The organism is Sphingobacterium alimentarium (genome assembly GCF_004342685.1).
GTDB classification, from domain to species: Bacteria; Bacteroidota; Bacteroidia; order Sphingobacteriales; family Sphingobacteriaceae; genus Sphingobacterium; species Sphingobacterium alimentarium.
Window position 1 is genome coordinate 1 of the sequence record NZ_SMBZ01000015.1, and the last position, 23534, is coordinate 23534.

Here is a 23534-nt window from a genome sequence, read left to right on the forward strand (position 1 = left end):
TATAGTATAAAAAAGCTCCATTTGAATTTTTCAAATGGAGCTTTTTTATTTTATTTCATCTCATGTTTTAAGAATCGAGCGGTTTCCGAATTTTTGACTTTTAACAGTTCTTCCGGAGGTCCTGCAAATAATAGTTGTCCACCGCCACGACCGCCCTCTGGTCCCATATCAATGATCCAATCGGCAGTTTTGACTACATCCAAATTGTGTTCGATAATCAATACTGTATTGCCTCGGTCGACCAGACGATTAATTACACCCAATAATACATTGACGTCCTCAAAATGCAAGCCTGTCGTTGGCTCGTCCAAAATGTAAAACGTATTTCCTGTGTCTTTTTTCGAAAGTTCTGTAGCTAATTTCACGCGTTGCGCTTCACCTCCCGATAGAGTCGTAGAAGATTGTCCTAGTGTTAAATAACCTAAACCAACATCTTGTAAAGTCTTTATTTTACGGTAAATCGAAGGAATATGTTCGAAGAAATCTACCGCTTCATTTATACTCATGTCCAACACATCCGAAATGGATTTACCTTTATAACGCACCTCTAGAGTTTCGCGGTTGTAGCGCTTTCCATTACAGGATTCACATGGTACTTGCACATCGGGCAAGAAGTTCATTTCAATGATTTTCATCCCAGCACCCTGACAGGTTTCGCATCTTCCGCCTTTCACATTAAAAGAGAATTGTCCGGGTTTATAACCACGGATTTTTGCTTCCGGGAGCTGTACATACAATGTACGGATGTCCGAAAATACGCCAGTATAGGTCGAAGGATTTGAGCGTGGTGTTCTACCGATGGGACTTTGATCAATTTCGATCACTTTGTCAATGTGCTTCAAACCTTCTATGCTTTTGTAAGGCATAGGAGCAGCTTTGGCGCGAAAAAAGTATTTATTAAGAATCGGATACAGCGTACCTGTGATCAAGCTGGATTTACCAGAACCTGAAACCCCTGTCACCAATATGAGCTTCCCGAGTGGGAAGTCTACCGACACATTTTGAAGGTTGTTGCCCGTAGCCCCTTGCAGAGACAACACATGACCGTTACCTTTTCTTCTTTCTTTTGGAATGGCAACTTCTTTTTTACCATTCATATAAGTAGCCGTCAGTGAATTGGCTTTGAGAATATCTTTCGGTGTGCCTTGTGCTACTACAGTACCACCGTGGATTCCTGCTGCAGGGCCCATATCTATGACATAGTCTGCATTGAGGATCATGTCTTTGTCATGTTCGACCACGAGAACAGAGTTTCCAATGTCGCGTAGATTCTTCAAGGAATTAATCAGGCGCTCATTGTCCCGTTGGTGCAGACCTATACTTGGTTCGTCTAAGATGTACAATACATTGACCAGCTGTGAACCGATCTGTGTCGCAAGTCGAATGCGTTGCGCTTCACCACCCGACAAGGTTTTGGATGAACGATTTAAAGTAAGGTAATTCAATCCCACATCAAGGAGAAAGCCAAGGCGTGTTCGGATCTCTTTTAAGATCTCAATGGCTATCGTTTTTTGCCTTTCATCCATTTTGTCCTCTACATTCGCTAGCCAGTCGGCTAATACCGAAATATCCATTGTTGCTAATTGCGCAATATTTTTGTCGGCAATTTTGAAGTGCAAAGATTCTTGCCGAAGTCTATCGCCTTGACATGTGGGACATACAACCTGCGTACGAAATTCTTCGAGTGCAGGAGCATCATCCGAATACTTGCCGTTTTGCTCTTCGAGCATCTTGAAAATTCCCGAAAAGGTCACCTTATATTCTCGAGCACCGTAGGAGCCATAGGATACGTTCAACGTTATAGCTTCTTCGCCACCGAATAAGAGTGTATCAATCTGTTCTTCGGTTAGTTTTTCCACAGGATTCGTCAGCGAAATTTCGAATCGTTTCGCCGCAGCTCGGATTATCGCGCTATTCCAGCTTTCCTTCAATGCGCCTAATGGTACAATCGCACCTTTTTGGATGCTCAGCTTTTTGTCGGGAATAACAATATTCTTGTCAATTTCGAATATATATCCCAACCCATCGCATTTTGGACATGCGCCATATGGTGAATTGAATGAAAAAGTATTGGGTTGTGGTTCATCATAGGAAATACCCGATTCGGCATCCATGAGATACTTGCTAAAAAACTGTTCCTTGGTGTTATCACGGTCTACAATTTTGATAATGCCTTTGGATGCTTTCATCGCTTGGAGTACCGATGTGTAGAGTCGCTTTTTGTCGTCTTGAGACGCTCTAAGTCTATCGATTACAATTTCGATGTCGTGGATTTTGTATCGATCGACCTGCATCTTGGGCACTAAATCCAAAACTTCGCCATCGACACGCACTTTGGAATAGCCTTGCTTGCGGATTTGTTCAAACAATTCGCGGTAATGTCCTTTACGACCTTTTACTACGGGAGCTAAAATATTAATGCCTTCGTCTTTGAAATCCGAAAGTATGCGGTCTACAATTTGTTCTTCGGACATGCGTTGCATGCGTTTTCCAGTGACATACGAGTAGGCGTCGCTGGCGCGAGCATATAGAAGGCGGAGAAAGTCGTAAATTTCAGTGATAGTGCCGACGGTCGAACGAGGGTTTTTATTTGTAGTTTTTTGTTCGATCGAAATTACAGGGCTCAACCCCGCAATTTTGTCCACATCTGGTCTTTCTAAGCCACCTAAAAACTGACGGCTGTACGCCGAAAATGTCTCCATGTAGCGACGTTGCCCTTCAGCATAGATGGTATCAAAAGCTAACGAAGATTTGCCTGAGCCACTCAGTCCTGTAATGACAACCAGTTCATTACGAGGAAAGGAAACATCAATGTTTTTTAGGTTATGAACACGAGCACCAAATACTTCTACTTCACTTTGATCCCCTAAATCTACTACTTTTGATTTTGACATATTGGCATTTAAAAATTTTAGAACTTGCAAAGTTACTGATTATTAAGCGGAATTGCTACAGATGGCTTGGTTGTTGTTACGGAATATTATATTAATATGATGAATATTTATTAATCCTACTTAAAAAAACAGACTTTGAAAAAGTTAGATTTGAACCGTCAAGAGAAGGAAATCGTTGAGCATGCGCTTGATTTTTGGCGTGAAAACCAGTTATTAGAAAATGAAAAAGCTACTGAGCTAAAATCAACTATTGATGAGCGAAGTTTTGAATGGAAAGTATTGGCTCGCTATGCATTTTGGGTGGCGTTGGTGTCCTTGATTTTTTCTGTGGTATCCTTGTTTGCGGACAATACTTTAGAAAAGTTTGTGCAGCAATTTTACGCGACTCCGAATGTGGTGTTTTGTTTGTTTTTCGCAGGCATAGCCGTATTGTTTTACTATTGGGGCTTTCGCAATAAAAAACTTTATCCGGAGAAGGCTTTTTCCAACGAGACCTTAATGTTGGCCGGATCTTTCGCTACTGCAGCCTGCATCGGATTCTTAGGTCAGATATTAGATCGGGATAATTATTTCTTTTCTCTGCTGTTTTTTCTTTCCATTGTCATATATGGACTGTTGTCGGTCAAATTGCAATCCAAGCTAATCTGGGTTTTTACGTTGGTGGCCCTGGCTATTTGGTTTGCTACAGAAACCGCTTATCGCAGTGATTGGGGCTGGAAATTTTGGGGCATGAATTATCCATTGCGATTTACAATTTTTGGGATAATATTGACCCTGTGTGCGGTTTTCGTACAGCCTAAGTTTAATTCGCTTAAACCTTTTAAGTCGACCAGTGTTGTCATCGGCTTACTGTATAGCATGATTGCATTATGGTGCTTGTCCATTTTTGGAAATTACAGTGACTTTGACGCTTGGACACAAATCCGGCAGTATGAGATATTGTATTGGGGTATTTTGGCTATACTATTATCGTTGGGTCTAGCTATCTATGGATTGAAGCGTAAGGATAATGTGCTGCGCGATATCGGCTTTGTGTTCTTTCTGCTCAATTTATATACCCGGTTTGTGGAATATTTATGGGATAATATTAATCGGACAATCTTTTTCCTGATACTGGCTGTATCATTTTGGGTGGTCGGCAGATGGTCCGAAAAAATATGGAAGAACAAGGCTAGAGTCTGAATGCCTCAGGTATTCTTTAATAATTAATAAAGCCATCCAATCGGTATAGATTGGATGGCTTTGTTTTGAGTCAACTTACTCAGCAGTTTTTAGTTGATCTTAATGCTGTAGGTAATATCAATACCACCTGCAGCTAACATATCGTGGACCGAACAGTATTTTTTTACAGCCAACTCAGCTGCTTTTTGAGCTTTAATCTCGTCAATATTACCTTTTAATGAGAAGCTAATGTGAATCTTGGTGAAAACATTAGGTATCTCGTCTCTTCTTTCTCCGGCCACTTCAACCTGTATGTCTTGAATGTCTTGACGCTGCTTTTGAAGTATTGTGGTCAGATCGAAAACGCTGCATGAGCCCAATGCCATAAGCACCAATTCCATAGGTCTTACCCCTTTACCTTCTCCGCCGATAGCTTCAGAGCCATCGATATTAACTTTTACGTCGGATAGTTCACTTGATGCCTCAAAGTGAACGGCGTTATTTATGCGTTGTAATGAAACTTTCATATCGTATATCTAAATATGTACTAAAATAAGAAAAGGTCGCATGTATACGCGACCTTTTCTTATTTTTTGATGCAAAAATGATTAAGGCATTTTTACACCTCTATAATTCGAAATGTCAACTTTTTCTAGTTTTGTGCCATATTTTGCGTTGATTGAATCAATCACTAAATTAGCCATGATTGCATTTCCCATAGGAGTCAAGTGGATACCATCCAATGAAAATGCATTACCTGAAATAAATGCCGACGAAACACCGATACCATTAAAGATCATCCCTGTCTTCAATCTTGTCAATAAGCTATTCGCATCTGCGACCGCTAAATTCTTTTGGTTCGCAATATCCTTTATCACATTATTCAAATCAGTAATGTGTGTTTTGATTGCAGAAGCTTCTTGAATATCTAATACATACTTATCTTCAATTGGATTTAAGGGGTGGAAACCGTAAGGTATCATTCCTGCATTAGGTTTGCCTAACAAGGTAGATGCTAATGAAGAGAACGGCAACACGAACATATCGTTATCCGTAGCAGCGCGCGGACCTGTTTTAGTAGCAATGTATAGATCATTAATCGTGGTCCCTGCAGCTGCAGATGCCGCATCTAATAATGCTCTACGGGTTACTGTCGTGAAAAAAGGAATAGCCGTTACATCAGGTATTGTTGCTACCACACCTTTTTGTCCTTTTGCAGTCAATTGAGTGATAAATTGTGTATAAACCGCGCGGAATGTATTCACTGCTGTCAATACTGTTGTTCCAGTTGGGCTATCATTTACTGCGCCATTTGTCGCATACCCCAATACATCATTGTTACCTAACCAAAATGAAAAGAATGTATGGTCTCTGTTACCTACGAATTCCTGGTAGCTTTTTCGGCCTACCTCTCCATCAGGCAATAAGCGTGAGAAATACATGTTTCCAGCACTTACTAATCCTACTCCAGAGTGATCTAAACGCATACCCGGAATACCGAAATTATTGATTTCTCCAGTGTATTTAGCCAAAACGCCTGCGGCGGTATAAGCTAGTTTATCTGTTACAGATTCCGTTACAGGTCTGCCATTTTCTAAAGCTTTCAGACGTATATAGCCCGAGCCATTTGATTGTGCTTCACTGAAAAATGGTGTTGCAAATTCTCCACCTCCATGTGTTTTCATTTTCTCAGCAATAAGATTTGGAAAAGCCACTTGCTGACCTTCCAGGTATAATCCACCATCCGCAAATCCAGCTGTCAATGAATTGCCGACAGCGATGTATTTAGAAAAATCCACATTTTGGGTGGCAGGTGCGAATTCTCGAGATATCTCTGGTTTACATGAAGCAGCAAATACTGCCATTGTAGCTATACCTAGATATAATTTTATATTTTTTTGAAAAGTTTTCATCGTAATTACCATTTATAGGTTAAAGAAATGCCTGGAGCATGAATATTTGTCTTATAAGTACCGCTCATGCGGGTCTCTACGTTTGTTGTAGTTCTTTCCATGATGCGTTGGAAGGTGTAAGCTCCCGATAAGTCAAATTTGTCAGATAGGGTGTAAGTGAAACCGACAGAGCCCATTATACGATTATTATCTGGTGTTTCGGCATATACATATTGACTGCGTACAGGTGTGTATACATAACCAATACCAGTACGTAAAGCTAATTTATCGTTGGCCGTGTAGTTTAATCCTACTTTACCTGATAAAGCATTTTCATATTTTTTAGTTTGCTCCGTGTCCGCAAGTACAGGAGTATTGTCTTCGTAATCAAAAACTAATTTTTTGTAAATACTATAGCCTATAAATGTCGCGTCACCCGCTAAGTCTAACTTTTCATTCAGCGGCAATGAAATTCCGATGTTAAATGACGAAGGAAGTGGTAATTCTGCAGAAAACTTGGTCGAAGGGAATGAAGCAGCTACGGCAGCAGGCACTGTGAATTCAGCGTCTCCATCTTCAAGCTTCGTGCGTACATGCGAACGGTAGCTTAATGAGATTGCAAACTCGTCTTCTAGATGATAGTGAGCACCTATATTGAACCCCATTCCTGTACCCATACCACTTAATTCCGCTCTTCCTGGATTACCATTTTGATCAAATACTGGAATCGAACGCGATAGGTCTACTGTACCGATGTTGTACACAAAACCACCACCAATACCAAAGTTTTCGGTCAGTTTGAAACTTAATGTAGGCTGAATATAGATGGCACGTAATGCTAAATGGTTCAGTTCGAATCTACCTGGCCATTCTGTACCCCAATCTACCGCACCCCCGAAAGGTGTATAGACACCAATACCAGCTTTCCACCAGCTGTTTTTTGGTCCGAAAGAAGCAAAAATAGAAAAGGGTGGAGAGATTTGAAATTTGGTGTTGTGCTGCACATTGCTGTTGATTTCTTGGAATGCAGATCTATACATTACCGCCGAAGCGCCTACAGATATCGCATTATTAGCTGATTTCACTAGGGCACCAGGGTTGTAAAATATACTGGTCTCATCGACAAATAATGCTGATCCTGCACCAGACATACCTAGCGCTCTAATGCCTTGGGTGTTCACTTGTGAACCTTGGGCAAATGTTAGTGTGGGACTTGCCAGCAAGAGGGCAAAAAGTAGTTTTCTCATATGACGTGAGGTTAGCTTTGATAAAAATAATATGCTAACATAGTATTTTTTTTATAAATAAAATAATATTTTGACTTTTTTTGATTAATGTAAATGATTAACTTAACAATCAAAATATATTATTATTATGAGTCAAGTAACATTTAAAGGAACACCTGTTAGTACAAATGGTTCACTTCCGATAGTAGGAGAACAGGCTCCGGATTTTTCGTTGACAGCAAGTGATTTGTCGCAAAAGTCTATAAAAGATTTTAAAGGAAAAAGAATAATCCTTAATATTTTCCCTAGTGTGGATACAGGTACATGTGCAGCTTCTGTACGTACATTCAATGAAATTGCTTCATCTTTGGACAATACCGTCGTATTATGTATTTCTAGAGATTTACCTTTTGCGCAAAGCAGATTCTGTTCAGCTAATGGAATTGAGAATGTGCATTCTTTGTCGGAATATAAAGATTCTTCATTTTCAGAAGCTTATGGAGTTCGATTTGCCGATGGTCCTTTGGAAGGATTATTAAGTCGTGCTGTGATCGTGATAGATGATGCGGGAAAAGTTGTCTATACGGAGCAAGTTAAAGAAGTTACCGAAGAGCCTAATTATGAGGCTGCTTTAGAGATGTTATAATACCAAAGGTGCTAAGCTATGGTGGATTTGTCACCATTCTTAGCACTTTTTTGTGTAATTAATTATAATATTGCAGCATGCAATTCTCAGACGCCCAACCTTCCGTTTTAGTTTATGATTCAGGCACATCTATCGGATTATTTTTGACACAGGAACTCATCGGCAAAGGTCTAAAAGTACATTTACTTTTAAGCGAACCATCTGCCAATTCATCCCTTTATGGATCTATTGTCAAGGATAAAAATCTATTCGAAATACATGAATTTTCTGGCGATTGTTTAAGCAACTATAACGCTATTATTTTTCCTCATCAACCTCAAAAAATTTTTATTCCCCCTCCAAAATTAGTATTGAATAAGTTGTTTTCATCGGAGTTGGATAAAAGCCCAATTCAAGGTGTGGATGATGGACGGGTATCTTTAATTGGCTATGCGCAGAATCAGGGAATCGAAGTGATTCAAACTCCCGGATATTATTGTACCGATATAGAAATGGAGCATATTATTGACGCAATAATAGCCTATTTAAAATCATCAAACCGCTATCTTCTCGTTAATTCTTTAGATGTGCCCTTGTGGATATCCTCACAGGATAATCTTCCGCTATCAAGCAATTTTGAAGATATGGAGTTTGAAAAACTCCAACAATATTACAGCTTGCAACTCCGCGACGTAATCAAAGTAGTCTTTGAGGTCGTCGGAGCAGAACTCGAATTCTGTGGACGTGGACCGCAAGAGCGAGGTATAATTGTTGATTACGAAAATGAATTGCTGGTCGAAAGCACCCATATTCGCTTAGGCAATACTGTTGTCAAAATTAATGACACTTTGCACGAACAGTTATCTGATAATTTTACCTCTCCTGTCAAAACATCAGATTCATATGAAATTAATGATTCGTTAATAGATTGGCTAAAAAGATTAACCCATAAGAAAGTGCTTAAGTAATTGATATTTAATTTATTGAATGGTGTGGTGGGGTAGTTGAGTTAATTGCGGTGAAAATATAAAGGCTTAAGTTACTTTGGAATAGTTTTTGATGTAGTTGTTCATCTATGAAATACAAAATAGTACGAGTAACTAGGGAGCAGGATTATGGCAGAAAAAGTAGCTGAAGTAATTAATAAGTCTGAAAACGAAATAAAGACGAATAAAGACAGATCTAAGATTTATTTCTTTATGGTAGCTATTATTGCCTTGCTAGCCACGAATGTCTATTTCTATGTGAAATATAAATCGTCCGGCGAGAAGCTATATACCCTAACCCTTCAGAAGGAAAAGCTGCAAATTGAGATTGATAGAATAGAAGCGGAACTTGACAATATAGACCGTCAGAATATTCAAGATTTACCTGCAGAAGTCGTGCAGCAGCAACAGAATGCGCGTCAAATAATTGCTGATTTGCGGTCCGCATTAGAAGAAAATAATGTTTCTGATAGCCAAATCCAAATAGCGAATACACAGGTTGAGACATTGAAAAACAACGTCTCTAAGTTGTTGAATGAAGTGAACGATCTCAAGATTCAGAACGAAATGCTGAAACGAGAGAATGTCGAACTCCAAGGAACAGTACGTGAAAAAATTACGACCGTAGAAAAATTGACTAATGATAATTCGGCACTAAATGAAAAAGTGATGATCGCAGCGTCGCTCAAAGTGTCCAATATCGTCATAAATGGTGTAGAACAGAAAAAGAATGGCAATTTGGAAATAGAAACCAGAGCCAAACGCGCCGATAAATTACAGATCAAGTTTACCATTGTAGATAATCCACTTGCCAAAAAAGGCAGAAAAGAAATATATGCACGTGTGATAGATCCACAAGGTAATCTTATCGCGGCAAGTAACGATGTATTCTATGTACATGGCGATAAATTACAGTATACATTCAAAGAGAATATAAATTTCACCAATAATGGTGAAGAGTATCAACTGTTATGGAGTGATAACCATAAGCTTAAGAAAGGCGCTTATACCGTATTATTATATGCTGATAATGCGATCATGGGACGGTCTAGCGTAGTACTGAAATAGAAAAGTTATTAAGATAAATAAGCACACTTTATACGTTTTATTAAGAGAGCCTTCTAATCACTAGAAGGCTCTCTTACTTTTTTGAGATTTATATGTGATACTAAGTCCTACAATATCATATGTTAAGCGAACCTATCTGTTGTAATTCTCCCAGGAGGAATAGATTAATCATAGGTGGAGTAAAATAAATTTCCCTAGGTCTTTTGTAAGAAAGTACGATTAATACCAATAGAGGAGAGGGATTTTATAATTCTGACCTTGTAGATAATGTACCGAATCGATAATATACCGGGTAAAAGAAAAGGGATATGAATTCATCATATCCCTTTTGGTACTATTTATAATATTTTGTTTCTACGTGGTATAATCTTTCTTTTTCGGAAACATAAGTGAGGCAATGACACTTATTGCTAATATACCAACGATAATAATTAGAGAATGAGAAGTGGTGAATCCCCATTCTTTAAGGTAGCTATGTAAAAGCATTTTCGCTCCGATAAATACCAATAGGAAGGCCAGTCCGACTTTCAAATAGTGGAATTTGTCGATAATATTTACCAATAAGAAGAACATCGATCTTAAGCCTAATACCGCGAAAATATTTGAGAAAAATACAATGTATGGATCTTTAGTCACCGAAAATATTGCTGGAATAGAATCTACAGCAAAGATTAAATCTGTAAACTCAATAACTAATAATACTAAGAATAATGGTGTTACATATTTTACGCCATTTTCTACAACGAAAAATTTACCGCTATCTAGTTTATGTGTTACTTTGAAATACTTCGAAGCGAACTTCACGACCGGATGATTTTGTGGATCTACTTCTTCCTCTTGGTTGCGGTTGATATACATCATTACACCGGTATACACCAAGAATGCACCGAAAACGTACAATATCCATCCGAACTTAGCGATCAACGCTGCACCGATAAAAATAAATATACAACGCATTAGGATAGCACCGATGATACCCCATACCAATACCTTATGGTAATACTTTTCTGGAATACCAAACGAAGTAAATAGCAATACCATGACGAAGATATTGTCAATAGATAAGGCATACTCAACGACATAACCCGTCAAATATTCCAATGTAAGGGCTTTATTATAGGCTTGTATACTGGCAGCCAAGTCGTTCTCTACTATTTTTACATCATGTAGATGCTTGCTGATGATCTCGCGAAGGTGGCCGAAATCATGTACATTATGAAGCTCATTACCCCAAAAATAAAGAATGGCCCCAAAGCCCAAGGCGAAGGACACCCAAATTACTGACATAATCGCAGCAACCTTTAAGCTGACAGGCTTATCACTTTTGCTAAACAACCCTAAATCGATAGCAAGCATGAGGATTATGAATATTATAAATCCTCCAAAAAACATTAGTTCGTGACTCATCTTATTTATTACGTTCTGTTGTAAATTTTACTAGTGCTAGAAGCCCATTTTTGTATTCGTTGTCCGGAAATTCAGCGAGGATGTCAAATGCCTCTTGCTGATATTGCAGCATCTTATTGGTAGCATACGCTAAGCCGCCGCTGCTTCGTACGAATTCTATTACTTCAGCTACCTTTTCAGGGTTTTCATTATGGTTTTTTACCAATTTGATCATATTCCTTTTTTGAGAACTTGTCGTTTCATTAAGGGCATATATCAAAGGCAAAGTCATTTTTTTCTCTTTGATGTCATTGCCTACCGGCTTACCGACATCATCCAAGCCAAAGTCAAATAAATCATCTTTAATCTGAAAGGCTAGACCTATTTTTTCGCCAAACAAACGCATTTTTTCCACGATTTCATCACTTGCACCCGCCGAACATGCGCCAGAAGCGCAACATGAAGCTATCAAGGAAGCCGTTTTTTTGCGAATGATCTCATAGTAGATATCTTCTTTAATATCCAGCTTTCGTGCTTTTTCAATCTGCAGTAATTCGCCTTCACTCATCTGCTCCACTGCATGAGATACTATCTTCAAAAGCTTGTGCTCATTGTTGTTTACAGATAGCAGCAATCCTTTTGCGAGCAAAAAATCGCCCACCAGGACTGCAACTTTGTTTTTCCATAGCGCATTCACCGAAAATAATCCTCTACGCTCATTGGCATTGTCTACTACATCATCATGCACCAGGGATGCAGTATGTAGCAATTCTACCAAAGAGGCGCCGCGATATGTCGATTCATTTATTGAACCACAAAGACCTGCTGAGAAAAAAACAAACATAGGGCGCATTTGTTTACCCTTTTGTTTGTATAGATATTGAGTTATTATATCCAGTAATGGAACTGAACTTTGCATGGATTGCTTAAACTTTCGTTCGAAAGCAGCGATTTCTGTGGCTATGGGTTTTTGTATTTCTTTTAAACTTCGCATGAAAAATGGACGTACCAATAAGCATCAATTATAAGGAATAAATATAGTAAAAATACATCAGATAGCGTCTACCGATCTTTCCAGTTCAGCATACCATTCTGCCCCATATTCACGTATTAGAGGGTCTTTTAGGAATTTATACACAGGAACCTTCAATTCTTTGCCAAAGGTACATGCGTCATGGCAGATATGCCAACGGTCGTAATGCAAGACGTCAAACTCAGGGTAGTGAGTCGTACGTATCGGGTAGAGGTGACATGATATCGGTTTTTTCCAATCTACTTCACCTAGTTCGTAAGCTTTCTCAATCGCACACTTCGTAATGCCATTCTCCCAGGTCACGTAGGCACATTCTTTATTGCCATCTACACAGGTCGTGGTCAGGTCGCCATCCGCATCAATGACACTTGTGCCGTAGTTTTCTACAGCTTCTATTCCTTTTTCTGTCATCAGATGTTTCACCTTTGGATATATTTCTTCCAATATAGCTTTTTCTGATTGTCTTAGCGGTGCACCTGCATCCCCTTCTACACAACAGATACCTTTACATTTTGTAAGATTACACACGAAATCATTAGTGATTAAATCTTCATGCACGAGCACATTGCCAACCTCGATCATTGCCTATTATTTTGAATAACTTACTTTTTTTCCTAAATCGTATTTCAGTCCTTCGGCTTTAGTTAATTCCATAGTTACTGAACCAATTATGATATCCACTTGAGCTTTCACGGGGATACGATTCCCATCATTGGTGACCCAAAGATATAACTTACTATCCTTTTTAAAAATTCGTCCAGGTTTAATTTCTGGATTTAACTTAATACATTCCAATGTGCCTAGGGAAGTTTTAATCTTTTCGGTACCCACATAGGTTACTTTTAGCTCGGCAACTTCGTCATTCAGGAAATAAGGAATCTTGAATGAATCGCCGGATTTGAGTGAGGCTAAATCTAGGTTGCGGGAGAAGTAATAAGCTGACACTAAATCAAATAGCTGCGAAGTAGGGCTCTTGAATGTGCCCTTAGCTCCCTTTACTGAATGATTTCTATGATCAAACGTCGCATATTCTTTGCGGGTATAATTATTCTCACGGATATCTTCTGTGTACAGATACGGTTGATAAGTCGTGCCGTCGATGTACGAATCGTATTTATTTTTTACGGTATAAAAAATCGAGAAACCGGACGAGGTCTGACCAAACGCACTTAAATGAAATACATTTTTATTGCTGAATTGTAGTTTAGACTTGTTGACAGACAGTACCCCGTTCGCCGCAGACAAAATACCATACTTCAGGCGGTAAGATAATTTTTCACCTTCTTTGAATGTCGGTTCTTTCAGATAGGGTAGGGTCTGTGCCATGTTGGGAACAATCCCAATGAATAACAGGACTAAAGCTATATAAAATTTTTTCATATAAATATGACGTGTTGCAAAGTGAATAGTTTAACTTTTGCGCTTAAATACAGGTACTGTGGAGCATGGCTCACCATACATAATGCTTTTGGCGAATTGCGAAAGTTTGGAGGTGAAGGTGACAAAGGCACTTTCAGGAATGTAAATATCACCACAGCCTTTGACTACGATGCGCTGATCTTGATAAGCCGAATAGTCAATTGCGTGTATAGCCAGGGTGAATTGTTCACGGACTACATCGTCTTGAATTCCAAAAGTAACCGACTTGGCAACCATAGAAAATTTATTTGCCAATAGCATATATGCCCATGTGGGTACTATGGCGTCAGCGGAACATGTAATTCCAATATGTTTGTCTTGATATGCGGACCAATCGTGTTCTTTGATAAAATCACGAAAGTCTTTCTCTCTCAAAATAAGTCCATGAAAAAGATTGTCCTTGATATCATATATAATAATGTCTTCCTGATTGATTGCATATTTGGCTAAATCAATGGTAATAAGACCGCTTTGCGCTACTTTGTTGACTATGTTTTCTTGAATTTCCATATCGTATTAAAACAAAAAAAGCCGAACAGCTAGTGTTCGGCTATAAAAATAATTATAATATCTTAATAAAATCTAATACGATTGTCATCTATATCAGCGATATCCATTAAGGCTTTGAATACAGCACCCCAGGTACGTTGTTGTTTTGCGGACAACATTTGCTTTTGTTGGGCTTTGCGCTCTGATTCTACCATTTCTTTAGGATTGACAAAGCTTGTAACTTGGACTGCATATACCCCTTGCGCACCTTCGATAGATTTAGAAGGTTTGTTCAATGGTAAACCAAACACCGAACCGATAACCGAGCTTTCAAATGCTACACCAGGGATTACTGGATTAGCAAGTACAATGTTCTCTACGTTGATTGCTTGTTTGCCTAGTTTTTGTGCTACCTGATCAATTGAAGAAGCACCGTTAAGTGCATTATTCATTTTCTCTTTCAACATACGCGCTTTTACCATATTCTTCACACCCAATTCGATGTCAGACTTGATAGCCTCTAATGGTTGTGGGCCTTTTGGATTGACGCCTGTTACCTTAGCTATGATAAAATAATCGTTGGTCTCAAAAGCTGATTCAGAAACATCACCAGCTTTCGCGTCGAATGCCCATCTTACTAATTCTCTCGGGATTTCAACGCCATTTAATGTGTTGTCCATTGGACGTAAGCTCGCTGCTTTTTCTGCATTCAAATTGTTCTTTTTAGCGACCTCTGCAAAGTTTTTGCTGTCGATCTCAGAAAGAATGTTGTTTGCTTTTGTATAAGCTGCATCAGTCGTTTCTTTACCTGCTGTGATAGCTTTGTCTACAATAGCAAGTTTAACAATTTTGGAGTTACCGATATGTTTTTCAATATTCAATACGTGTACACCAAATTGTGATTCTACCACCAGTACATCTCCTGGTTTACCATTGAAAGCAGCCTCTTCAAACGGACCTACCATTTGACCTCTTGTGAAGGTACCCAGGTCACCACCGTTAACTTTGCTTGCTTGATCTTGGCTGAATTCAATCGCTAATGTTTCGAATTTTTCGCCTTTGGCAATTAATCCTTTAATAGAATCTGCTTTTACTTTCGCTTTTTCAATTCCACCTTCAGCTGCTGCATTCAATAAGATGTGTCTCGCTTTAACAGAATCGGCACTGAATTTCGCATCCAATACTTTTGCTATTTCGTAATGTCCTTCAGATGCAAATGGTCCAACTGTAGTACCAGTAGGCACATTGAAAACTACTGAATCTAACGCAGGGCTTAGTTGACCTTTTTTGTAATAAGTCACTGGCGCTTTATTGTCTGAGTGAATAGCCACGAATGATGAATCATTTGTCGATGCTATAAGTTCAGTTTTTAAAGTTTGAATCGCCGCTAATGTCGCTGCTGAATCTTGTTTCGTTGGTTTTGCATTGACCAAGATATATTCAACAGAACGTGTTTCTTCTTCGTTTTTGAATAAGTTTTTGTTTTTATCGTAATATTCTTTGTAGTCTGCATCTGTAAGTTTGATGTCTGCATCGTTTACAGAAGAATAGTCTAACAAGACATATTTGAAGTTTGCTAATTTGTTTTTAGCAGTGTATTCATCTTGTGCTTCTAATGCTGTAACATATACGGACGATCCAACAAGATTAGAGTATTTTTCAGCTAATCTTTGCGAACGCAATTGCTCCAACATGCTTTCCCATTGTTGAGCAAGTTGTGGATTAGACTTAGCTTCAGTGATTACTTGTGCCAAGTATGCTCTATCAAATTGTCCGGTTTGAGGATTTGTAAAGGCTTGAATAATTTGTTGCGCAGGATTAGGTCCTGAGATCAAATCGTTTAATTCTTTTTTACCAATAGTAATACCTAATTTTTCAATTTCTGCATTCAAGAGTTCTTGCGATACCAATTGGTTCCATACTTGTTGCACTGCAAAATTCTTGATCTGAGGAGTTTCGGCTCCACCCATTTGTTGTTGGTAGTTATTAGATGTTTGATCCACTAACGCATTGAAGTACTGATAGTCAATAGATGTACCATTGATATTACCTACTTCATTTTGTTTCTTTAACCAGAAAGGAGTTCCTGATTGAATAATGTCTCCTAATAAGAATGCAACAATTGCTAAACCGATAACGAAGATTACTAATCCCGCACGATTACGCAAATTACCCATTAATCCCATATTCCGTAATTTGTATTTATGTGTTCTTTAGTTATTTAATTGAGTTTCTTTTAAAACAAGGCGCAAGATACAATTTTTATAAAAAAAAAGCATATAAATAATATGCTAATTCAAAACATCTTTTTAAGTTTTTTGTTATACCAAGCTTTATTGACCAAAAGATGGTATCTGACTCTCGCCAGACGGTATGATAAAGCCTGTCATATTCTCGCCTTGAATATTTCTAAAATCCGTGTCGGACTTGAATGAGGTGGCTTGCAGGCTTCCGCGCGCATCTTTGAAATCCATCGTGATAGGCACCGTATTGTAATAGATTTTTTGATTTTCATCGTAAAAAATCTCTTCGGATTTGATCACGGAGCCGTCCGCCATATTTATAACCACATTTTTCCGAAACTCCGTAATTCCTTCTTTCGCGCGTTGTAGACCATAGTCCGAACGTATACGTTGGGTTTCCTTGCCATCCGCATCGTAGAAGATAATCTGCAATCCTTTTTCGAATTCGTAATTGTTATTTCTTCCTGCGGTAGTGTCGTGGTAGATTTTCAATTCCGGCCCTGTGAGTTGCGCTTTGACGATGGCCGAGTCGCTATATATGATTTTTACATCTTTGTAGATATCCACGGCCTCTTCTTGTTGGATATTTTCAATCGCATTGATATCCTTCATCTCATTTTCGCAGGCCGTAAATAGCAAAATCCCTATTATGCTATAGGCTAATAGGGATGCTAAATTCTTAGTGATCAGTTTATTAATCATAACTTCTTCTTTGGAACCAAAGGTCATTGATATTGAAGCCTATATTAATATTGATATATCTTTCTCGCACAAGATTGTTCTGTAAAGTACCTTGTTGACCAATCTCTGCCGAAATATTAATGCGCGAAGATGTACGTCCGAAATTCGTTTCCGGAAGAGGTAAGCCTAGACCTACCGTTACCGCCATATCATTGATACGTGTATTATTCGTATAGATATGTCCTTGATTGTATCTAAATCCTAGTCTATAGTCAATGATGTCCAGATACTTGTTGGATGTAGCATCAGGTTTGAATTGTCCACCGACTGCTATGCCATAGTTTTTACCCAATGACGGTTCGCCTGCACGAGTTTGGAAACCCGACCAATCTGCATATTTGAAGTCAGCACCGACCATCCAGTCATATCCTTGAGAGATTGTCACGCCGACATTATGCTTCATCGGAAGATTGAGATGGCGTGTACCAGCAGCAATTTGAGGAAGAGAATCCAGTGCTACGTTTTCCAAATCAGGATCTAGCGAAGGTTGGCTTCTTGTGATCAGCTGCGAGGTTCTCTCTTTGACCGTATTATTCAATGCTCCCGAATATCCAATCGTCATATTGTGCTTTCTGCTTAGTGCGAAAGAATATTGAGCCCCGTAATCTACATTAACGCCTCTAATTAGTCGCGTCACTTGACTTTTTGCATTCAACGCGCTCATATCATAAGGGAAAGTAACCGTTTGATTGTCTTTTAGTTCACCAAAAAGAAAGCCTGCGTTAGCTCCGATACTAAATCCTTTGAAAGGAGAGAAGCCGTAGCCTACAAAAGCTTTATTAACACCGCCTTCACCGGTAATCGATTGGCGTGTGGTAATATTCCCCATAGTACGCATTTCGGAACTGTTGTATCCTAAATCCGAATAAGGCATTAATCCAAAAGCTATACCGTGATTGCGCGCTACCGAAAATCCAAATCCGAAATGTGAAAATGCAAAGTCAGCGGTATTGTCCTGAGCAGCACCTTTTGCCAATTGGGATATATTTCCATATAGACCTGCTTCGAGGATAGTGCGGTTTAACCCCGAATAACTAGCAGGGTTGGCAATATTTAGAATAGGCAATCCAGCTTGATACCTCACACCTGTGGATATTCCGCCCATTGATCGTGTCTGTGGTAATAAATCTTCACGTATCTGTCCTATTCCGAATTTGGAATAAGGCGAATGTGAAGTGGTCTCTTGAGCGGTAGCCATGGTAGCAGATAGTATTAACACTGCTCCAAACATTATTTTTATCGCTTTGTGGGCACTCAATATATTCGACTGTCTATACATACATTTTATAATATCCCCTAAGAAGGATTGTTCTTTTTATACTGTAGGTCAATAATAATATTAACTTTTATCAGATACAAAACTATTTATTTTTAAATGAATACCTTATTCTATTTTGTTAAAAAAGGTTAATCATTTGTCTCTTAATGTTTTAAGTGAACTGAAAATATATAATTGTTCCAATAATAATGATATAAATACTTTCGTACAACCATTTTACCTTTGCATAAGCAAAATAATAGGCCAAATAAATGGCTAATGGTGGTGCACAAAGTAAAAAATGATTGATCGTAATCTTCGTATTCAGGTAAAAGGATCCGATAATCAATAGCAACATGTAAAATAGCAACTGAAAGGACTTGCGTAAGTGGACAATACTCCTAAAATATTGATCTTTCAACACCAATAGGAATAACAGCAGCGCAACCAGAATCGGGATTACTACGAAGTAATCATGATAATCTACGTGCAGACCCGTCGGTAAGGGATTCGCAAAGGGTTTGAATATTTCCAAAAACTCATCCCATCGGTCTCTCCAATAATATATTACGCCCAATAAGAAATAGACCAAGCTAAAACCCAATACTGGCGTCACCCATTCTCTCCAGATGAACGGTCGAAAAATGATAAGGGCTATCCACAGCAAAAGTAGCATAACGATAAACGGAAAGTATATCAAACTACCCAACGCCACGATCATTCCCAGATCAAACATCAATATTTTGACATCAGCTTGTTTATAAATATTGAACAGCTTGTCGATCATCCATATCGTAATGAAATTGCATATCAATGTGGGCGATAGTACCAAGAAAGGTAAAAACACACTGACCAAACTCATAAACAGCAATGCTGTAAGAAAGGTCGGCTTCCCCAAAAAGTTGAAGTGATTGATGATTCTGTTCAAAAAGAAAGCTTGGAGCAGCGTCAGAATCAAGGTAATCAAGACATTGGAATGCGGTTGTAGATCCGTTCCGAAATTGATGTTAAAAAGATTATTAACAGCAGGCTCTAAGAAGAGCGGTGTAAGCTCTTCGGGCAAATGCAGAAAAGCTCCTGAACACAATAGAGTGCCAATCAAGCATACCCAAAAGATGTTTATAGGAGTGAATTTTCTGTGCTGATTAATAATCATAGTGCAATATTGTGCAGACTAAGTTTTAACGATCTTCTAATTTCTTTACTCTTTTGTCAATCGTAAATAAATAGATATACATCCCAATTACGATAGTCAATATAACACCTACTACTACCCATATTTTGCCAGAGCTTCTTAAGGCTGTTGCCATCTCGACAGTATTATCTTGAGCAAATGCAGTACAAACAGCGATTAGTAGGAATGCTAATGCAAGGCTGATTTTTTTCATCACCAAATAATTATTGAATTTTGTTTGATTTGTTTTCTAATAGACGTAGTCTGTAGCGTATGGTACACACCCAGGCTCCAGTAAGTATCCAACCCACTACAGCGGAGTAAAAGACCGGACGCATATAATTATCCATATCTAACTCTCCAAAAGTAGAGTTACCACCACTTCCAGGATGTAAAGAGTCGGTCAATTTTGGTAATATATAAAGCAATACCACCATAATAGGGAAAGCAAAAATATTGTATACCGCGGATATTTTTGCACGTTTTTGTTCTTCATCTAGCGCATTACGGAGTACCAAATAAGCGAGATACATTAACGTTGCTATAGCCGAGCCATTCAGTTTAGGGTCATTGGGCCATGGTTCTCCCCATGTAATATTGGCCCATTGCATGCCTGTCAATAATCCGAAAAAGCAGAATATAATACCCGTATTCACAGCTTCTACTGCCATAATATCGTGCTTGATATCGCCGCTATTTAGGTATTTGACACTATAGATTACCGAAATAAGGTATAAAATGAGCATCGAGAACCACATAGGTACATGAAAATAAACATTTCGAATGGACTCATTAAGAATATGAAGCTCGGGAACAGGACCGATAAAACCCGCGACTACAGACGCACTAACCAGACAGGCCGCTAGGATTTTCCACCAATTTTTTCTCATATTTTATGCAAAAATTTAATCCCTCCAAAGGTAAGGAAATAACAATAAAGAAATAGTAACAGTAATAACATTAATTGCGAGTAAAACAGCAATTTCGCCTATACTTATTCCTCTGTCTAAACCTTGCAGCGCATTGTTTGACAGCTTGATAAGGACGATTAACAAAGGTATGATTACAGGGAAAGCCAATATGGCCATGATCGTGCTATTATTACCTGTCTTGGAACTGATGCCGGACACCATAGTGAATACGGTCGCAAAGCTAATGCTTCCGAGTAGCACAGCAACGAAGTACAATAATAAATCGCCAACAGGGTTTTTGAAAATTACAGAATAGGTAAGGTAAGCAATCACTGACAAGAATACCATCAATATGGTATTGTAGATGATTTTGGAGAGTATAATAGCCTTTGGACCGGTAATGGAGTAGTAATACAATTGTCTGTATTGGCTCTCCTGTACAAATGAACGGCTGATTGCATTAATCGATGCAAAGAGAAGGATAATCCAAAATAGAGCATTCCACATTAATGTATCATCTACAGTTTTGAATGCTTGATAACAAACAAAAACTGTAGATATTACATATAGAAACATGCTATTGATAGCATGTTTGGACCGCCACTCTAAGATCAGATCTTTAAGGACTAAAGTCTTGACTTCTCTCAAAAGATTCATGTCCGACAAAGATACACATTTTTTGAGAGAAGCTAATTAGCTAAGCTGCTATCTAAGCTTTTGAAATATCTGATTTTGCTTGATCGAGAATGTCTTCCGCTTTATTGCCTACGCCTTGCGCTGCATCAGATGCTTTATCCGCCCAAGTAGACGCTTTGTCTGAAGTTCTGTCCAAGATATTTTTACCGGCATCTTTAGCTTTAGAAGTTAGTCTTTCTAATTCTTCTTTTGCTCTTTCTGCAAATTTGGAAGCCTTTTTAGATTCTTTTTTTGAAAGATCCTTAATTGATTTTGTTAAGTCTTTTATACCGCAATTCGCTCTATCTAAAGTTTTTTTGCCATCTTCTGTTGCTAACAAATAATAAGCAGCTGTACCTACCGCAAGACCTAATAATGCAAATGCTACTAATCCGTTTTTATTTTTCATAATATTGAAATTTTTATTGTATATATAAATGACTACTTAATTAGTGTTTTAATAAAACAAGTATCATTCCAAAAAGTTTTGAGAAAATCGGATTAACTTTTATTTAACTTTCTAGCACGCGCTTGGAGGTCTGTAAGCTATATAGATGATGATAAAGTCCTGAGCCTTTAGCTAATAATTCTTCATGATTTCCGAATTCCGCTACCGTTCCACCTTCAACTACAACGATATTATCCGCGTTTTTGATTGTCGAAAGGCGATGCGCAATGATAATGGAAGTTCTGTTCTTCATTAGTTCTTCCAATGCTTCCTGCACGAGACGTTCGGATTCCGAATCCAGAGCTGAAGTTGCTTCATCGAGGATAAGTATTGCAGGGTCTTTAAGCAAGGCACGTGCTATCGCAATGCGCTGGCGCTGACCGCCTGAAAGTTTTACACCTCGTTCACCTACGACGGTGTCATAGCCTTCCGGAAAGCCCGTAATAAATTCATGCGCATTCGCACGTCGTGCCGCTTCAATAATAGCATCAGGTTCAGCACCCAATCTACCGTAATTAATATTTTCTCGAATGGTTCCGCCGAATAGCAACACATCCTGCGGTACGATAGCCACTTGATTACGGATATCGGTCAATGGATATTTGGAAGATTCCACATCATCGTAGTAGATGTGACCACTCGTGGGTTTGTAAAATTGCAATATGAGCGACGCGATGGTTGATTTACCTGCGCCACTTGGCCCTACTATGGCAATTTTTTCACCGGAACGCGCCGTAAACGATATGTTTTTGAGAATATCTATATCAGGTCGGGTCGGGTATGCAAATCGTACGTCCGAAAAAGTAAGTTTTCCGGCTATAGGTTTTGTGATCTCTTTATTCGTTTCGTCAACTTTTATAGCTTCGGTGCTTTCGTTCAAAATCTCAATCACCCTTTCACTCGCGCCCAGTGCACGTTGTATACCGGCGTACAATTCGGGGAAGCTCCCCATAGATCCCGCCACAAACATGGAATACAAAATGTAAGTAGTTAGATCTCCTACAGTGATCTCGCCAGCGGCTACCAATGAAGCGCCATACCAGATGACAGCGATCACGGCGCCGAAGATACAGAATATGATAAAAGAGGCGAATAAACCGCGAAATGTAGCTCCTTTGATGGCTAATTTCACTACATTATCTAATTTTTTGCCATATCGCTGTGCTTCGTAGTATTCATTGACAAAAGCTTTGACATTGGTGATGCCCAACAAAGTTTCTTGCACGATACTGTTGGAATCAGCGAGTTGATCTTGCGTCTGCCGCGATAGATTACGTATAAATCTTCCGAAAAATATCGCTGTAACGACCAAGATGGGTAATATGCTCAGATTCATTAAAGCCAGCTTCGGTGACACCCAAACCAAAAGGAGTACACCAATAGATAGACTCAGAGTTTGTCTTATAATTTCGGCTAGCGTAGTAGTCAGGGTATCTTGGATCTGCGATAGATCGGCCGATAAGCGGCTGTTGAGTTCTCCGACTCTACGATTGGCAAAAAAATCAACAGGAAGCGTGATTAGTTTCAGGTATGAATCTCTTCGTAGATTGGCGAGTGCTTTTTCGGCTATTTCTACAAATAATCGAATGCGGAAGAAAGACATCACGGATTGGAATAATAAGATGCTCAACGACAGGATTCCGATGTAATACACACTTGGATTCAGCCAGGTATACGTCTGTTTGCCTTGTGCTGCATCGATCATCGCCCCCAATAATGCCGGAAATGTCAGCATTGTCAAGCTAGACAGCACCAAAAATATCATTCCTGTCGCAAACTTTATTTTATAGGGCTTTAGGTAAGTGAAAATCTCTAAAGCTTTTTTTACCAGTTCTTTGTTAATCTTGGGTTTGGGTAATTCTTCGCCATGCGCATCGCTACTATTCAGTCTTGGTCTAGCCATCT

The 23534-nt window shown here is 38.9% G+C and carries 22 protein-coding genes; 4 read left to right on the top strand and 18 right to left on the bottom strand.

Going from position 1 to position 23534, the window contains the following annotated elements; all coding sequences use genetic code 11:
• Nucleotides 1-50: 50 nt before the first annotated feature.
• Nucleotides 51-2894, bottom strand: coding sequence for an excinuclease ABC subunit UvrA (uvrA, locus tag EDC17_RS07100; protein ID WP_132777401.1), 2844 nt, complete (start codon nucleotides 2892-2894; stop codon nucleotides 51-53).
• 135 nt (nucleotides 2895-3029) lie between these two features.
• Between uvrA and EDC17_RS07105 the strand changes: the two genes are divergently transcribed.
• On the top strand, nucleotides 3030-4076 hold the full coding sequence (locus EDC17_RS07105; RefSeq protein WP_132777402.1) for a DUF2157 domain-containing protein: 1047 nt from the start codon (nucleotides 3030-3032) through the stop codon (nucleotides 4074-4076).
• Nucleotides 4077-4165: 89 nt separating this feature from the next.
• On the opposite strand, the gene EDC17_RS07110 is transcribed toward EDC17_RS07105, so the two are convergent.
• From EDC17_RS07110 to EDC17_RS07120, 3 genes are all read right to left on the bottom strand, one after another.
• Nucleotides 4166-4582 (bottom strand): OsmC family protein, encoded by a 417-nt coding sequence (locus EDC17_RS07110; protein WP_132777403.1) that lies wholly within the window; start codon nucleotides 4580-4582, stop codon nucleotides 4166-4168.
• Nucleotides 4583-4663: 81 nt separating this feature from the next.
• Nucleotides 4664-5968, bottom strand: coding sequence for an SGNH/GDSL hydrolase family protein (locus EDC17_RS07115; protein WP_132777404.1), 1305 nt, complete (start codon nucleotides 5966-5968; stop codon nucleotides 4664-4666).
• 5 nt (nucleotides 5969-5973) lie between these two features.
• Nucleotides 5974-7194, bottom strand: a complete 1221-nt coding sequence (locus EDC17_RS07120) for an OmpP1/FadL family transporter (protein ID WP_132777405.1) — start codon at nucleotides 7192-7194, stop codon at nucleotides 5974-5976.
• Nucleotides 7195-7321: 127 nt separating this feature from the next.
• Here EDC17_RS07120 and tpx point away from each other — a divergent pair, with 127 nt between their 5' ends.
• The 3 genes from tpx to EDC17_RS07135 all read left to right on the top strand — a co-directional run bounded on the left by tpx (nucleotide 7322) and on the right by EDC17_RS07135 (nucleotide 9852).
• Complete coding sequence (gene tpx, locus EDC17_RS07125; protein ID WP_132777406.1) at nucleotides 7322-7819, top strand: thiol peroxidase; 498 nt, start codon at nucleotides 7322-7324, stop codon at nucleotides 7817-7819.
• Between the two features lie 77 nt (nucleotides 7820-7896).
• The gene (locus tag EDC17_RS07130; protein WP_132777407.1) at nucleotides 7897-8766 is read left to right on the top strand and encodes a hypothetical protein; all 870 of its coding nucleotides are present in this window, start codon (nucleotides 7897-7899) and stop codon (nucleotides 8764-8766) included.
• A gap of 147 nt (nucleotides 8767-8913) precedes the next feature.
• Nucleotides 8914-9852 (top strand): hypothetical protein, encoded by a 939-nt coding sequence (locus EDC17_RS07135; RefSeq protein WP_132777408.1) that lies wholly within the window; start codon nucleotides 8914-8916, stop codon nucleotides 9850-9852.
• A 354-nt stretch (nucleotides 9853-10206) separates the two neighbouring features.
• Here EDC17_RS07135 and EDC17_RS07140 read toward each other — a convergent pair whose 3' ends face one another.
• The 14 genes from EDC17_RS07140 to EDC17_RS07205 form a co-directional block, all read right to left on the bottom strand.
• Complete coding sequence (locus EDC17_RS07140) at nucleotides 10207-11259, bottom strand: TerC family protein (protein WP_132777409.1); 1053 nt, start codon at nucleotides 11257-11259, stop codon at nucleotides 10207-10209.
• A gap of 1 nt (nucleotide 11260) precedes the next feature.
• A complete protein-coding gene (locus tag EDC17_RS07145) occupies nucleotides 11261-12232 on the bottom strand; it encodes a polyprenyl synthetase family protein (RefSeq protein WP_132777410.1) in 972 nt (323 codons plus the stop codon).
• A gap of 57 nt (nucleotides 12233-12289) precedes the next feature.
• Nucleotides 12290-12853, bottom strand: a complete 564-nt coding sequence (locus tag EDC17_RS07150) for a DUF3109 family protein (RefSeq protein ID WP_132777411.1) — start codon at nucleotides 12851-12853, stop codon at nucleotides 12290-12292.
• 6 nt (nucleotides 12854-12859) lie between these two features.
• Complete coding sequence (locus EDC17_RS07155) at nucleotides 12860-13651, bottom strand: DUF3108 domain-containing protein (RefSeq protein WP_132777412.1); 792 nt, start codon at nucleotides 13649-13651, stop codon at nucleotides 12860-12862.
• A 30-nt stretch (nucleotides 13652-13681) separates the two neighbouring features.
• Nucleotides 13682-14200: a DUF2480 family protein gene (locus EDC17_RS07160; RefSeq protein ID WP_132777413.1), complete on the bottom strand. Its 519-nt coding sequence runs from the start codon at nucleotides 14198-14200 to the stop codon at nucleotides 13682-13684.
• Nucleotides 14201-14262: 62 nt separating this feature from the next.
• Nucleotides 14263-16365 carry a peptidylprolyl isomerase gene (locus EDC17_RS07165; protein ID WP_132777414.1) on the bottom strand — a complete coding sequence of 701 codons (2103 nt, stop codon included), beginning with the start codon at nucleotides 16363-16365 and terminating at the stop codon, nucleotides 14263-14265.
• Nucleotides 16366-16512: 147 nt separating this feature from the next.
• Complete coding sequence (gene lptC / locus EDC17_RS07170; protein WP_132777415.1) at nucleotides 16513-17124, bottom strand: LPS export ABC transporter periplasmic protein LptC; 612 nt, start codon at nucleotides 17122-17124, stop codon at nucleotides 16513-16515.
• A complete protein-coding gene (locus tag EDC17_RS07175) occupies nucleotides 17117-18394 on the bottom strand; it encodes a porin family protein (protein WP_132777456.1) in 1278 nt (425 codons plus the stop codon). Before EDC17_RS07175 ends, lptC begins: the two co-directional genes overlap by 8 nt.
• A gap of 199 nt (nucleotides 18395-18593) precedes the next feature.
• Nucleotides 18594-19577 (bottom strand): DUF6427 family protein, encoded by a 984-nt coding sequence (locus EDC17_RS07180; protein WP_132777416.1) that lies wholly within the window; start codon nucleotides 19575-19577, stop codon nucleotides 18594-18596.
• A 25-nt stretch (nucleotides 19578-19602) separates the two neighbouring features.
• A complete protein-coding gene (locus EDC17_RS07185) occupies nucleotides 19603-19809 on the bottom strand; it encodes a CcmD family protein (RefSeq protein ID WP_132777417.1) in 207 nt (68 codons plus the stop codon).
• 10 nt (nucleotides 19810-19819) lie between these two features.
• The gene (gene ccsA, locus EDC17_RS07190) at nucleotides 19820-20485 is read right to left on the bottom strand and encodes a cytochrome c biogenesis protein (RefSeq protein WP_132777418.1); all 666 of its coding nucleotides are present in this window, start codon (nucleotides 20483-20485) and stop codon (nucleotides 19820-19822) included.
• Between the two features lie 15 nt (nucleotides 20486-20500).
• Nucleotides 20501-21163 carry a heme exporter protein CcmB gene (locus EDC17_RS07195; RefSeq protein WP_132777419.1) on the bottom strand — a complete coding sequence of 221 codons (663 nt, stop codon included), beginning with the start codon at nucleotides 21161-21163 and terminating at the stop codon, nucleotides 20501-20503.
• A 52-nt stretch (nucleotides 21164-21215) separates the two neighbouring features.
• Entirely contained in the window at nucleotides 21216-21590 is a 375-nt protein-coding gene (locus tag EDC17_RS07200) for a YtxH domain-containing protein (protein WP_132777420.1), read from the bottom strand.
• Between the two features lie 103 nt (nucleotides 21591-21693).
• A complete protein-coding gene (locus tag EDC17_RS07205; RefSeq protein ID WP_132777421.1) occupies nucleotides 21694-23532 on the bottom strand; it encodes an ABC transporter ATP-binding protein in 1839 nt (612 codons plus the stop codon).
• Nucleotides 23533-23534: the final 2 nt, after the last annotated feature.